Consider the following 12,696-nt stretch of genomic DNA (forward strand, 5'->3'; position numbering starts at 1 on the left):
GCCGCGCAGCGCACCAGGCGCACCGGCGACCGCCCGGGTTCGGGCACAATTGCAGGCCCGACTCGTTCCGGAGCCTGTATGCGCCATGCCGAGCCCCGTTCAGCCGTCGCCACGGCCGATCCCCTGCAGGCCACGCGCTATGTTCTGCGAAGCCGCTTCTTCCGGTTGTTCGGCGGCGCTTACGAACTGCAAGACAGCCGGGGCCACCTGTGCCTGTACGCCGAGATGAAGCGCTTCCGGTTGAAGGAGGATATTCGGGTCTATGCCGATGCCGGCCGGCGCGACGAAGTCCTGCGTATCCGGATCGATAGCATCTTTGATTTCTCCGGCGCCTACGACATCGAGGACAGCCGCGCGCAGGCGCGTATCGGCACCCTGCGCCGCTCGGGTCTGCGCTCGACCTTCGTGCGCGATCATTGGCAGATGCTGGATGCCGCCGGCCAGCCCCTGGCGGAGCTGACCGAGGATTCGCTCGGCAAGTCGCTGTTGCGCCGGCTGATCGAGTTCGCCGGCGAAATACCACTGGTGGGGCTGCTCGGCTACTTCTTTCCGCAGCACTACGCGCTGACCCGGCACGACCGGCCCGTCGCGCATTTTCGCCAGCACTTCAATCCGTTCATCTACAAGCTCGACATCGACCTGTCGCCGGGCGAGAGCGGCGCGGTCGACCGGCGTCTGACGATCGCCATGGCCGTGCTGCTGGCCGCCATCGAGGGGCGGCAATAGCCCCCGGGCTCGGGTGCGCATCAGGCCGCCGCGACGGCCTGATGGATATCGTCGACCAGCGAATCGATCAGCTCGGGCGTGGTATTCCAGCTGCAGACGAAACGCACGCCGCCCTCGCCGATGAAGGTATAGAACGTCCAGTGGCGGGCCCGCAGCGCGTTCTGCAAGGCCGCCGGCATCTCCAGGAACACGCTGTTGGCCTGGACATCGAACATCAGCTTCACGTCCGCCAGATCGGCCACGCCGTCGGCCAGGCGCCGGGCCATGGCGTTGGCGTGGCGCGCGTTGGACAGCCAGGCGCCGGTTTCCAGCAGGCCAAGCCAGGGGGCGGCCAGGTAACGCATCTTCGAGGCCAGCTGGCCGGCCTGCTTGCAGCGGTATTCGAAATCCAGCGCGAGGCGCTTGTCGAAGAAGATCACGGCCTCGCCGAAGGCCAGGCCGTTCTTGGTGCCGGAGAAGCACAAGACATCGACACCGGCGCGCCAGGTCAGCTCGGCCGGCGAGACATCCAGCCCGGCGCAGGCGTTGGCAAACCGGGCGCCATCCATGTGCACGCGCAGGTCGTGGTGGTCGGCGACCTCGCGGATCGCGCGCAGTTGTTCCAGGTCGTAGACGGTGCCGACCTCAGTGGCCTGCGTCAGCGAGACCACCCGCGGGCGCGGGTAGTGAATGTCGCCGCGCCTGGTCACGGTGGTTTCGATGCCGCCGGGCGTGATGCGACCGGAGTCGCCCGGTACGGTCAGCAGCTTGGAACCGTTGGAGAAGAACTCGGGGCCGCCGCATTCATCGGTCTCGATATGCGCCAGCTGGTGACAGATCACGCTGTGATACGACTGGCACAGCGACGCCAGCACCAGCGAATTCGCCGCCGTGCCGTTGAACACGAAGAACACTTCGCAATCGGTCTCGAACAGATCGCGAAATGCATCGCTGGCTTCGGCGGTCCAGCGGTCGTTGCCATAGGCCAGATCGTCGGCCGCATTGGCACGATGCAGATAATCCATCGCCTCGGGACAGATCCCGGATGTGTTGTCGCTGGCCAGAAAACGGGGCATGCCGGCGTCGTCTTCGGCCAACGTTGTAGCGGTCTTGGTTGTGGACATGCGCAAACCTCGGTTCCTGGGCGCTTCAGCCGCGTATCGCAAGACGGCACGGTTGCTTCGTGAGGCGTCCGTGCCGGCCGTTGTCTTCGATGGCAAGCAGGCATCGTGCGACTGTGACGGCGATGGCAGGGCCGCGCGTTCAGACTGTGTTGCGCATCTTACACCCGCATTACTCTGGGGCGCGCCGAGGTTTGTTGCGTGCCTGCGGCCGGCCCTGCGTTGCCGTGTGCCGTGCAGCGTCACTGACGCCGTGGCCGCGTGTGCCTATGCCACGATCACTGCCCCCGGGAAAACCATGCAAAAACGCCGCCTCGCGGGCGGCGTTGCATGACGGTGCGATGCCGGCTGTGCCCGGCATCGGCGATGGCGTCGTCGCGATCAGATCTGGCCGCGAATGATGGCCAGCATGCGCTTGAGCGGCTCGGCTGCGCCCCAGAGCAGTTGGTCGCCCACGGTGTAGGCGGTGAGATATTCGCCGCCCATGGCCAGTTTGCGGATGCGTCCGACCGGTACGGTCAGTGTGCCGGACACGGCCGCCGCGGTGAGATGCTCGAGCGTGGCGTCCTTGTCGTTGGGCACGACCTTCACCCATTCGTTGTGGTCGGCCAGCATCTGCTCGATCTCGGCCGTGGGGATGTCGCGCTTGAGCTTGATGGTGAACGCCTGGGCATGGCAGCGCATGGAGCCGATGCGCACGCACAGGCCGTCCATCGGGATCGGCTGATCCTGGCGACCGAGAATCTTGTTGGATTCGGCCCCGGCCTTCCATTCCTCTTTGGACTGGCCGGATTCCATCGGCGCGTCGATCCAGGGCAGGGCCGAGCCGGCCAGCGGATATCCAAACTGTTCGACCGGGAAATCTGCGCCGCGCATGGTGGCGGTGACGTCGCGGTCGATGTCGAGAATCGCGGAGGACGGCGTGTCGAGCTGGGGCTTGACCGCGTCGTGCAGCGCGCCCATCTGGTTGAGCAGCTCGCGCATGTGGGTCGCCCCCGAGCCGGAGGCGGCCTGATAGGTCATCGCTGACATCCACTCGATCAGGTCGCGCTCGAACAGCCCGCCCAGGCTCATGAGCATCAGGCTGACCGTGCAATTGCCACCGCAGAAGGTTTTGGTGCCTTTTTCCAGCTCGGCATCGATCACGTCGCGGTTGACCGGATCGAGCACGATGGTCGAATCGTCGGCCATGCGCAGCTTGCTGGCGGCATCGATCCAGTAGCCGTTCCAACCGGAATCGCGCAGCGGGCCGTACACCTCGCCGGTGTAATCGCCGCCCTGGCAGGTCACGATCACGTCCATCTCGGCCAAGGCAGCGATGTCTTTGGCGTCGGCCAGGGCCGGTACGTCGCGGCCGATATCCGGGCCGGGCTGGCCGGCCTGAGAGGTGGAAAAGAAGACTGGTTCCAGCCCCTCGTAGTCGTTGTCGGCCAGCATGCGTTGCATGAGGACCGAGCCCACCATGCCGCGCCAGCCCACGAAACCGACTTTCAACATTGTATTACCTCGATCGTCGTCGGGTTGAGTCGTTTAGTGCATCAGTTTAACGCGGACCGGGGGTTTCGCCGAATCCGCCGCGAATTGCGCTGTCGGTCCGCAACGCGGAAGGGGGCGACCCGGCCGCGTTGCAGGCGGCGCGTGTTCTGGCCATGCTTGAAGCTCGTTTGATAAGGGGAGTACCAACGAATGCACGTTAAAATGCGCCGCCTCCGCGGCCTCGCCGTGGCTTTGCTCGTGACCTTGACGGCCAGTGGCACCGCGCTGGCGGCCCATGCGCCGATCACGATCTATACCGACAATTACGCTGCCGACGAGGCGATGAGCCGTATCGCGCGTGATCTGATCCAGGAGCATTACAACACCACGGTCGAGCTGAAGCAGGTGTCGGTTGGGGTGTCGTTTCTGGGGACCGCGCGCAACAAGAACAGCGTGTTCCTCGCCGCCTGGCTGCCCAAGACGCACGCCGCCTACATGAAGCGCGTCAAGGACCGGGTCGATACGCTCGGCGTTCTCTACAATGGGGCTCGTCTCGGCTGGGCGGTGCCGAGCTATGTGCCCAAAGATCAGCTGAACAGCATTAACGATCTCAAGAAGCCGGCAGTCGCCAAGAAGTTGGGTGGCCGAATCCAGGGTATTTCGGCGGGCGCCGGGGAAATGCGGCTATCGCACCAGGCCCTGAAGACATACGGGCTGGACAACATGCGCCTGATCACGGCCAGCAGCCCGGCCATGACCGCGGCGCTCAAGCGTGCGATCGACAATCACCGTTGGATCGTGGTGACGGCCTGGAGCCCGCACTGGATATGGGAACGCTTCCACCTGCGCTATCTCAAGGATCCGAAAAAAGCGCTGGGCGGCGAGGAGCACGTCGTGACCATCGCCAATCCGTCGATCAAGAAGAACAAGCCGCAGATCGCGGCCTTCCTGTCGCGGATGCATTTTGATCTGGACACCACCAATGCCTTGCTGGCCGATGCCAACAAGACGTCCTACGAGGCGGCGGCCAAGCGCTTCATCGCGCAGCATGCCGATACAGTGAAGCAATGGCTCGGCCAGTCGTGAGCGCGGTGTGCTGACCATCTTCGCGACCATGTGACCTGGCGAACGCCGGTCGCCGAAGCGACCGGCGTCTGTATTCACGGTCGGTTCATTGCCGCAGCGCGTAGCGCCGCTCGACCTGATCGAGTACCAGCGTGATCGCGCTGACCAGTACCAGATAGATCAGCGCGGCGACCAGAAAGATCTGGAAATACTTGAAGCTGTCGGCCCCGATCATCTTCGCCTGGCCCATGAGTTCGGGCACGCTGATGGCGAATGCCACCGAAGTGTATTTCAGTTCGATGATGACTTCGTTGGACCACTGCGGCAGGGCGATGCGCCAGGCCTGCGGCAACACGATGTGACCGATGGTTTGCATCCGGGTCAGCCCGATCGCGCGTCCGGCGGCGAGCTGGCCCGGGCGTACCGCGCGAATGCCGGCGCGGAAATACTCGGCCTGGTAGGCGGCGGTGTTGATGCCGATCGCGACCATCGCCGCGGTGAGCGGCGCGAACACGATCCCCACCTGCGGCAGCCCCTGATAGACGATGAACATCTGCACCAGCAGCGGCGTGCCGCGGATGAGTTCGATATAGCCCGTGGCCAGCGCGCGCGAGACCGGGTCGCCGTAGACCCGGGCCACGGCCAGAATCCAGCCGGCGATAAACCCGCCGATCATCGCCACCGCCCAGATCGCCAGCGTGTAGCCGGTGCCGTGCAGCAAGGCCGGCAGATTCGCCCAGGCGAAGGCGAACCAGCCACTCATCGCGCCCGCCCGGTGTCGTCGGCCTCGCCGACCAGCGCGGCGGCGATGCCGTCGATGAAGTCGCGGGTGCGTTGTTCGCGCGCTTCGTGGAAGATCTGGCGGGCCGGGCCTTCTTCCACCACGCGGCCCTCGGCCATGAACAGCACGTCGTCGGCCACGGCCTCGATGAAGGCCATCTCGTGCGAGACGATGATCATGGTCATGCCTTCGGCCACGAGTTCGCGCATCACCCGCAGCACGCTGCCCACCGATTCCGGGTCGAGTGCGGAGGTGGGTTCGTCGAACAGCATCAGTTCCGGCTGCATGGCCAGTGCCCGCGCGATCGAAACACGCTGCTGCTGACCGCCGGACAGCTCCGCCGGAAAGGCCTGCCATTTCGGGGCCAGGCCGACGCGCTCGAGCTCGCGCCGGGCGATGGTCTCGGCCTCGGCGCGCTTGAAGCCGCGCACCCGGCGCAGCCCGAGCATGAGATTGTCGGCCACGGTCAGGTGGGTGAACAGGTTGAAGTCCTGGAACACGAAGCCGATGCGCGAACGCAGGGCGTCCAGGTCGGCTTTTCTCGCCGTGAGCTCGGTGTCATCGAGCCAGATCTCGCCCGCATCGATCGGTTCCAGGCCGTTCAGGCAACGGATCAGCGTCGATTTGCCGGCCCCGGACGGGCCGATGACGCCCTTGACCTCGCCGGCGGTGACGTCGAGCGACACGTCGTCGAGCACGGTATGCTCGCCGAAGCGTTTGGTCAGATGCGAAACCCGCATCAGGTGCGTGGCGGATACAGTCATGGCGGACGGCTAGTGGGCGAAACCGGGCACGCGCAGACGGCGATCGAGCCGCGACAGGCCCCAGGTCGCGGTGAGCGAGAGCACGAGATAAACGGCGGCGGCGGCCGAGTAGACCGCCAGTGTATGGCCGTAGTTGGCGGATACGATGTAGTCGGCCTGACGCATCAACTCGACCACGCCGATGGTGTAGGCCAGCGAGGTGTCCTTGAGTTCCGACAGCGCCTCGTTGGTCCAGGGGCCGAGCGCCTGGCGCATCGCCTGTGGCAGCACGATGTGTACGATGGCCGCGCGCCGGGTCAGCCCTATGGCACGGGCCGCGGCCATCTGCCCGGATGGCACCGAGGCGATCGCGCCGCGCACGATCTGCGATTGATAGGCGGCCGAACGCAGGCCCAGCGCAAGCGCGGCGGCCGCGAACGACGAAATATCGTAGAACCCGGAAATGCCGTAGTAGAACAGGAACAGCAACACGACCGCCGGTATCGCGCGGAACAGGCGCTCGACGAGCGTGGCGCCGACACGCAACGTCCAGTGGCTATAGCTCTGCGCCAGCCCGAGGGCCGTGCCCACCACCACGCCGATCGCGAGCAGCGCCACGGCCAGGGCAACCGTGACCGCCGCGCCTTCGGCGAGGTAGGGCAGATTTTGCCAGAGGGCCTGATAGATCATCGGCGTGACGGCGCGCGCAATCGAATCAAAAAAGCCGGCGATCGCGGTGGGCGACCGCCGGCCCGTTCATGGCTGGAGGCTTACTGCGACAAACCGGGAATCGGCTTGTGATAAGAGGGGATGCTGGCCGGCATCGGGCCCGGCACCGGCGTGATCTTCGCGCTCGGCATGTACTTGTGGACGATCCGGGCCCATTCGCCGGACTTGTAGATCGCCACTTCGCCGGCATTGAGCTTCTTCAACAGCGCCGTGTTGCCCTTCTTCACGCCAATGGCATACACCTGCGGCGGCTTGGGGCTGATCTCGCCGGCGATCTTGACCTTGCCCGGGTTGTCGGCGACGAACTTCCGGGCGGTATCGTCGTCCAGGAACTGGGCGTCGATACGCCCGATCAGCAAGTCCTGCAGGGCGGTGGTGCCCTGTTCATAGGTCTTGATATGGATGTCGCCGCCCTTGTCCACGATCTGATTCTTCAGATAGTCGTAGTTGGTGGTGCCGGTCTGCACACCCACCGTGTGGCCGCCCGACAGCGCCGTTTGGGCGGTGAGTCTGGAGTCGGCCGGCACCAGCACATCGAGCTTGATCTGCCACCAGGGCACGGTGAAGTCGATCTGCTGCGCGCGCCGGGGCGTGACGGTCAGCCCCGTGACCAGCATGTCGATCTTGCCGGCCTTGAGTGCCGGGATCAGCGACGAGAACGACATCGAGCGAAACTTGACGTCGAAACCCTGTTGCTTGGCGATGGCCCGTACGGCGTCCGGCGCAATGCCGACCACCTGACCGTGATCGACCGCGGCCCACGGCGGGAAGGACGGTTCCACGCCGGCGATATAGGTTTTGGCCAGCGCGGCCGTGGAGCCCAGCATCGCGGCCAGCGCGATCGAGAGAATACAGATCAGGCGCATCGCAAGTTCCGGTTTTTAAAAAAAGAAGAAATCCACCCAGGCCCTGCCGGCGACTACCCGAAATCGCGGCGGCGACCGCTTATTGAAGCATACCGCGATCGGAGATTCAGCCATTGCAACGATGGATCGTTGTCCCGCACGGCGAAGTCTGATTAGTTACTTGCCCGGATCACATCGGCTGGGGAGGCGTTTTGGGCTTGCTGCTGTTATCGACCATCGCTTATTTGCCGCTGGTCGCTGTTGTGCTGCTTAACCTGATCGTGCCGGCGCGTCGCGTGCTTCACGCCAAAGCGTATCAGGATTTGCCCGACGAGGAGGCCAGCCGGGATGCGTCGCGACAGACACGGGTCGGGATTGCGTTGCTTGTCTGCCTGACGCTCGCGCAATGCTGCGCGCTGGTCTATTCGCTGCAGACTCAGCAACGCGCGGCCGGTAATGATCGTGGCGCCCGGGCCCTGCATGGCATGGATCTGGCGGAGCCGTCGGACTAGCCGTGGGCTGACGGGCGCCCTGACGCCGGCGCTGTGTGACCATCGCGTATCGGCTGGCGTGTTTCAGGTGCGCCGGCATCGGCCGGCGGGTGCGGTTGGCCCGATTGAATAGCCGGATCGTACCGGTGTCGTGACGCGCTACACTGGGCGAATCACGCCCGCGTGGCGTAGGGAAACAACGTCTCTTGGGGGCAGCGTGCGTCGTACGACCAGCCAGCGCTCGGGCATGGCCGAGCTGACCGTCCGGGGTATTCTCCTGGGCGGCTTGATTACCTTGTTCTTCACCGCGGCCAACGTCTATCTCGGCTTGAAGGTCGGTCTGACGTTCGCCACCTCGATTCCCGCCGCCGTGATCTCGATGGCGGTGCTGCGGGTGTTTTCGGATTCGACGATTCTGGAAAACAACATCGTCCAGACGGTGGCCTCGGCCGCCGGCACCCTGTCGGCGATCATCTTCGTGCTGCCCGGGCTGGTGATGATCGGCTGGTGGCAGGGCTTCGATTTCGTCACCACGGCCGTGATCTGCGCCACGGGCGGGCTGCTCGGCGTGATGTTCTCGGTACCGCTGCGGCGAGCGCTGGTGGTCGATACCGATCTGCCCTATCCGGAAGGCCGGGCGGCGGCCGAGGTGCTCAGGGTCGGCGCCGGCTCGCGCGAAGGCGCGGCCGAGAGCACGGCCGGGCTGGCGGTAATCGCGGTCAACGGCCTGGCCTCGGCGGCGTTCGCGCTGGCCGCCCAGATGAAACTCGTGGCCGGCGAGGCGTCGCTGTGGTTCCGCACCGGCGCCGGCGGCGCCACCGGCATTTCCGGCAGTCTCTCGTTCGCGCTGCTCGGTGCCGGCCATCTGGTGGGGCTGTCGGTGGGCATGGCCATGCTGGTCGGCCTGGTCATCGGCTGGTGGGTGGCGCTGCCGCTGCTCACCGCCATGAGTGCCGTTACCGGTTCGCCGGCACACATCGCACACACCGTATTTTCCGCCGACGTGCGTTTCCTCGGCGCCGGGGTGATCGGAGTGGCTGCGATCTGGACGCTGCTGCGCATCATCGGCCCGGTGCTGGCCGGCATCCGTTCGGCCCTGGCGGCCTCGTCCGCGGTGCGTGCCGGCGGCGAACGCCCGGTCGAGGAACGCGACATACCCATCGGCATCGTCGGCGCCGTCGCGCTGGCCACGCTGGTGCCGATCGGCGTGCTGTTCTGGGTGCTGATCGCCGGCGGCGCGCTGGCCCCGGCCGCCGTGCCGTTGATCGCGGGCTCGCTCGTGTTCGTGGTGGTGGCCGGGCTGATCATCGCCGCCGTTTCGGGCTATATGGCCGGGCTGATCGGCTCGTCGAACAGCCCGATTTCGGGCATCGGCATTCTCTCGATCGTGGCGGCCTCGTTGTTGCTGGTGGGTCTGTTCGGGCGTGATCACGCGCCGGCGACCACGCAGGCGCTGGTGGCCTACGGGCTGATCGTGACCGGCGTGGTGTTCGGCGTGGCCACCATTTCCAACGACAATATGCAGGATCTCAAGACCGGCCAACTGGTCGGGGCGACGCCGTGGAAACAGCAGGTGGCGCTGGTGTTCGGCGTGGCCTTCGGTTCGCTCGTGATCCCGCCGGTGATGGAGCTGCTCAATACGGCCTTCGGGTTCGCCGGGGCGGCGAATGCGACGGCCAATGCCCTGCCGGCGCCCCAGGCCGCGCTGATTTCATCGCTGGCCAAGGGCGTGCTGGGCGGCAATCTCAACTGGGGCATGATCGGGCTGGGCGCCGGCATCGGTGTGCTCGCGGTGGCGGTCGACGAGGTGCTCGAACGCACCGGCCGTATGCGCTTGCCCCCGCTGGCGATCGGCATCGGCGTGTATCTGCCGATGAGTGTGACGCTGCCGGTGGTAGTCGGCGCGGTGATCGGGCGGTTCTACGATCGCTGGGCCGCGCGTCGGCAGAACGCGGAATTCGCCAAGCGGCTGGGCGTGCTGACCGCGACCGGGATGATTGTCGGCGAGAGCCTGTTCGGTGTGGTGTTCGCCGGCATCGTGGCGGGCAGCGGCACCGATTCTCCGCTGGCCGTGGTTGGGCCCGGGTTTGCGCCGACCGCGCTGGTGCTCGGCACTGTCGTGTTCTTTATCGTCACCGCTGCGCTGTATCGGGCCACCATGCGGCGTGTGCGCGACTGATCGGGTCTCTGCCGGGACGGCACCGGCGTTCGGCGCCGGTTATTAGGCTAAAGTATGATGCGCTTGAGTAACCGCGTCATGGAAAGTGGCTCGGGCCTGGTTCTGTCGGTGCTTGATCGTGCCGGCCCGGAGGAACGACAGCGATATGTCCGATACACCGCGCATTGTTGTCGTCGGCGGCGGCGCCGGCGGCCTGGAACTGGTCACGCGGCTGGGGCGCAAGCTCGGCCGTCGCGGCAAGGCCGACGTGACCCTGGTCGATGCCAATCCGACGCATATCTGGAAACCGTTGTTGCATGAGGTCGCGACCGGCGCGCTGGACCAGAGCCTGGACGAAGTGTCCTATCCGGCGCATGCGCGCACCCACGGCTACCGTTACCAGCTGGGCGCGATGACTGGCATCGATCGCGCCGAACGCCGGGTTCGCCTGGCGCCGATTCACGATGAGGACGGCACGCAGATCCTGGCCGAGCGCGAACTGGCCTACGATTATCTCGTACTGGCCATCGGTAGTGTGTCGAACGATTTCGGCACGCCGGGGGTGGCCGATCATTGTTATTTCCTCGACAGTACGCGCCAGGCCGAAACCTTCCGGCGCGCGTTGCTCAATACATTCCTGCGCCATAGCGACGGCGGGCCCGGGCATGCGTCCCAGCTTTCGATCGCGATCGTGGGGGGCGGCGCCACGGGCGTGGAATTGTCGGCCGAGCTGTTGTCTGCCACCGACATGCTCTCGTCCTACGGCTATTCGAAGATCGATCGCGAGCAACTCGATGTGCACCTGATCGAGGCGGCGCCGCGGATCCTGCCGGCGTTGCCGGAGCGGATCAGCCGCTCGGTGGCCGGCCAGCTGGACAATCTGGGGGTGACGATTCACACCGAGACCATGATCACCCAGGCCGATGACAGCGGCTTCCTGACCAAGGCCGGCGAGCGTATCGATGCCGATCTGACCGTCTGGGCCGCCGGGGTGCGCGGCGCCTCGGTTCTCTCGGAGCTGGGGCTGACCACGCGACCCAATAATCAGATCCGGGTGCGCGATACGCTGGTGAGTATCGACGATGAACGCATCTTTGCCATCGGCGACTGCGCCGCCTGCCCGATGGGCGAGGACAAATGGGTGCCGCCGCGCGCCCAGTCGGCGCATCAGATGGCAAGCACCGTCTACCACAATCTGCTGGCCACGATCGAGGGCAAGTCGCCGAAACCGTTCAAATACCGTGATTTCGGCTCGTTGATCTCGTTGGCGCATTTCGATGCCGTGGGCAGCCTGATGCGCGGACGTGCCGCCGGGCGCAGCCTGTTCATCGAAGGCAAGCTGGCCAAGATGTTCTATGTGTCGCTGTACCGGATGCACCAGCGGGCCATCCACGGCATCTTCAAGACCACGCTCAAGGCGGTCGTGGATGGCCTCAACAGTGTGCTTCGACCTCGTCTGAAGCTGCATTAGCGAGACCCGGTGTGGGTTTATCCGGGCCGATTCGGGCCCGGCTTGTCGCGGCCCGGCGAGTTGCCGAGCGCGTAGGCCGCGATCAAGCGCCGGGCGGCTTCGCGGCCCGACAGCCAGGCGCCTTCGATGCGGCCGCCGGCGAGCCAGTCGCCGGCGATCGCCAGCCCGGCCGCGGTATCGGTCCAGCACAGGTCGTCGGCATCCGGGGCGCCCGGGCCCGGCCGGGCGTAACGCCAGCGATGGGTGCGCACGATTTCCATGTCGCTGGCGCGCTGCGCGGTCGCGGCCGCGAATTCCGAGATCAGCGCGTCTGCCAGTTCCGCGGTGGGTGTTTCGATGTGGGATTCGCTGAATTGTGCATCCGCGTGCAGCGTCCAGAGATGGCGCTCGCCGCTGCGCCCGGCCTTGTGTGTATTGTCGGCCACCCAGGACAGCAGGCCCGATTTGAAGAAGATCGCCTGGCGTTCGGGCAGGGCCGGCGCACGTACCACCACGGAATGACAGGCCGCGAGGGCGGCCTCCGGGTGCGCCAGCGCATCGATACCCACGGCGCGCGGCCCGAGCAGCGCAGCGGTTTGTACCGCTGGCGGGGTGCAGACGACGACGTCGGCCCACTCGGCGCTGCCGTCGGCGTAGTCGATGCGCCAGCGCCCGCGCTCGGCGATAATCCGCTGAACCTGGCGCTCGGTTGCGACCTCGAGGCGGGCGGCCTGCAGTCGCTGGCGAACCCAGGCATTGAGTCCGCGCGGTCCGATCAGGCGTTCGCGATCATCGGGCGAGGGCGTCAGCAGCCAGGTGCCGGCCACCCGCTCGGCGCTGGCGATGGCCGGCGACCAGTGCGCGAGACGCCCGGCCTGGAGGTCGGCATCGACCAGCGCGCGAAATCCCTCATCGCGAACGGTGAAATACTGCGCGCCGTAGTCGAACCAGTCGGCGTCCAGCTCCGCGGCAATCCGCCGTGTGGCGCAGCGGCCGCCCGGCCGTGCCGCCTTGTCGACCAGCTTCGGCGCATAGCCGGCAGCGGTCAGGTGCTCGGCGGCGGCCATGCCGGCCACGCCGGCGCCAACGATCAGAATCTGGGTCATGGGCAATACTCGGAAATAACATCCCC

Annotated in this window: 12 protein-coding genes; 5 read left to right on the forward strand and 7 right to left on the reverse strand. The window is 66.0% G+C overall.

The window, feature by feature from the left end; translation table 11 throughout:
• Positions 1 to 78 precede the first annotated feature (78 nt).
• Positions 79 to 726 carry a hypothetical protein gene (locus ACS8Y6_RS00445; protein ID WP_440854800.1) on the forward strand — a complete coding sequence of 216 codons (648 nt, stop codon included), beginning with the start codon at positions 79 to 81 and terminating at the stop codon, positions 724 to 726.
• A gap of 20 nt (positions 727 to 746) precedes the next feature.
• Here ACS8Y6_RS00445 and ACS8Y6_RS00450 read toward each other — a convergent pair whose 3' ends face one another.
• Positions 747 to 1,829: a threonine aldolase family protein gene (locus tag ACS8Y6_RS00450; protein WP_440854801.1), complete on the reverse strand. Its 1,083-nt coding sequence runs from the start codon at positions 1,827 to 1,829 to the stop codon at positions 747 to 749.
• 378 nt (positions 1,830 to 2,207) lie between these two features.
• Positions 2,208 to 3,323, reverse strand: a complete 1,116-nt coding sequence (gene asd, locus ACS8Y6_RS00455) for an aspartate-semialdehyde dehydrogenase (protein ID WP_109992854.1) — start codon at positions 3,321 to 3,323, stop codon at positions 2,208 to 2,210.
• A gap of 201 nt (positions 3,324 to 3,524) precedes the next feature.
• On the opposite strand from asd, the gene ACS8Y6_RS00460 reads away from it, so the two are divergent.
• Complete coding sequence (locus ACS8Y6_RS00460; RefSeq protein WP_440849589.1) at positions 3,525 to 4,388, forward strand: glycine betaine ABC transporter substrate-binding protein; 864 nt, start codon at positions 3,525 to 3,527, stop codon at positions 4,386 to 4,388.
• Positions 4,389 to 4,473: 85 nt separating this feature from the next.
• Here the strand turns inward: ACS8Y6_RS00460 and ACS8Y6_RS00465 are convergent, their stop codons facing one another.
• From ACS8Y6_RS00465 to ACS8Y6_RS00480, 4 genes are all read right to left on the reverse strand, one after another.
• Positions 4,474 to 5,130 carry an amino acid ABC transporter permease gene (locus ACS8Y6_RS00465; RefSeq protein ID WP_109992848.1) on the reverse strand — a complete coding sequence of 219 codons (657 nt, stop codon included), beginning with the start codon at positions 5,128 to 5,130 and terminating at the stop codon, positions 4,474 to 4,476.
• Positions 5,127 to 5,912, reverse strand: coding sequence for an amino acid ABC transporter ATP-binding protein (locus tag ACS8Y6_RS00470; RefSeq protein ID WP_440849588.1), 786 nt, complete (start codon positions 5,910 to 5,912; stop codon positions 5,127 to 5,129). The genes ACS8Y6_RS00465 and ACS8Y6_RS00470 overlap by 4 nt, the downstream gene beginning before the upstream one ends.
• A gap of 9 nt (positions 5,913 to 5,921) precedes the next feature.
• A complete protein-coding gene (locus ACS8Y6_RS00475) occupies positions 5,922 to 6,581 on the reverse strand; it encodes an amino acid ABC transporter permease (RefSeq protein ID WP_440849587.1) in 660 nt (219 codons plus the stop codon).
• An 80-nt stretch (positions 6,582 to 6,661) separates the two neighbouring features.
• Positions 6,662 to 7,486, reverse strand: coding sequence for a transporter substrate-binding domain-containing protein (locus ACS8Y6_RS00480; protein ID WP_440849586.1), 825 nt, complete (start codon positions 7,484 to 7,486; stop codon positions 6,662 to 6,664).
• Positions 7,487 to 7,677: 191 nt separating this feature from the next.
• On the opposite strand from ACS8Y6_RS00480, the gene ACS8Y6_RS00485 reads away from it, so the two are divergent.
• The 3 genes from ACS8Y6_RS00485 (at position 7,678) to ACS8Y6_RS00495 (ending at position 11,585) form a co-directional block, all read left to right on the forward strand.
• On the forward strand, positions 7,678 to 7,977 hold the full coding sequence (locus ACS8Y6_RS00485; RefSeq protein WP_440849585.1) for a hypothetical protein: 300 nt from the start codon (positions 7,678 to 7,680) through the stop codon (positions 7,975 to 7,977).
• 226 nt (positions 7,978 to 8,203) lie between these two features.
• Entirely contained in the window at positions 8,204 to 10,135 is a 1,932-nt protein-coding gene (locus tag ACS8Y6_RS00490; protein ID WP_440849630.1) for an OPT family oligopeptide transporter, read from the forward strand.
• 145 nt (positions 10,136 to 10,280) lie between these two features.
• Positions 10,281 to 11,585, forward strand: a complete 1,305-nt coding sequence (locus tag ACS8Y6_RS00495; protein ID WP_440849584.1) for an NAD(P)/FAD-dependent oxidoreductase — start codon at positions 10,281 to 10,283, stop codon at positions 11,583 to 11,585.
• A 17-nt stretch (positions 11,586 to 11,602) separates the two neighbouring features.
• On the opposite strand, the gene ACS8Y6_RS00500 is transcribed toward ACS8Y6_RS00495, so the two are convergent.
• Positions 11,603 to 12,670: an NAD(P)/FAD-dependent oxidoreductase gene (locus ACS8Y6_RS00500; RefSeq protein ID WP_440849583.1), complete on the reverse strand. Its 1,068-nt coding sequence runs from the start codon at positions 12,668 to 12,670 to the stop codon at positions 11,603 to 11,605.
• Positions 12,671 to 12,696: the final 26 nt, after the last annotated feature.

Origin of the sequence: Salinisphaera sp. RV14 (assembly GCF_052044135.1) — a bacterium.
Taxonomy (GTDB): Bacteria; Pseudomonadota; Gammaproteobacteria; order Nevskiales; family Salinisphaeraceae; genus Salinisphaera.

What these genes read in the sequence shown, in the direction of transcription:
- ACS8Y6_RS00445 (WP_440854800.1), top strand. Translation starts at nt 79, where the DNA reads ATGCGCCATGCCGAGCCCCGTTCAGCCGTCGCCACGGCCGATCCCCTG.
- ACS8Y6_RS00450 (WP_440854801.1), bottom strand. Translation starts at nt 1,829, where the DNA reads ATGTCCACAACCAAGACCGCTACAACGTTGGCCGAAGACGACGCCGGC.
- asd (WP_109992854.1), bottom strand. Translation starts at nt 3,323, where the DNA reads ATGTTGAAAGTCGGTTTCGTGGGCTGGCGCGGCATGGTGGGCTCGGTC.
- ACS8Y6_RS00460 (WP_440849589.1), top strand. Translation starts at nt 3,525, where the DNA reads ATGCGCCGCCTCCGCGGCCTCGCCGTGGCTTTGCTCGTGACCTTGACG.
- ACS8Y6_RS00465 (WP_109992848.1), bottom strand. Translation starts at nt 5,130, where the DNA reads ATGAGTGGCTGGTTCGCCTTCGCCTGGGCGAATCTGCCGGCCTTGCTG.
- ACS8Y6_RS00470 (WP_440849588.1), bottom strand. Translation starts at nt 5,912, where the DNA reads ATGACTGTATCCGCCACGCACCTGATGCGGGTTTCGCATCTGACCAAA.
- ACS8Y6_RS00475 (WP_440849587.1), bottom strand. Translation starts at nt 6,581, where the DNA reads ATGATCTATCAGGCCCTCTGGCAAAATCTGCCCTACCTCGCCGAAGGC.
- ACS8Y6_RS00480 (WP_440849586.1), bottom strand. Translation starts at nt 7,486, where the DNA reads ATGCGCCTGATCTGTATTCTCTCGATCGCGCTGGCCGCGATGCTGGGC.
- ACS8Y6_RS00490 (WP_440849630.1), top strand. Translation starts at nt 8,204, where the DNA reads ATGGCCGAGCTGACCGTCCGGGGTATTCTCCTGGGCGGCTTGATTACC.
- ACS8Y6_RS00495 (WP_440849584.1), top strand. Translation starts at nt 10,281, where the DNA reads ATGTCCGATACACCGCGCATTGTTGTCGTCGGCGGCGGCGCCGGCGGC.
- ACS8Y6_RS00500 (WP_440849583.1), bottom strand. Translation starts at nt 12,670, where the DNA reads ATGACCCAGATTCTGATCGTTGGCGCCGGCGTGGCCGGCATGGCCGCC.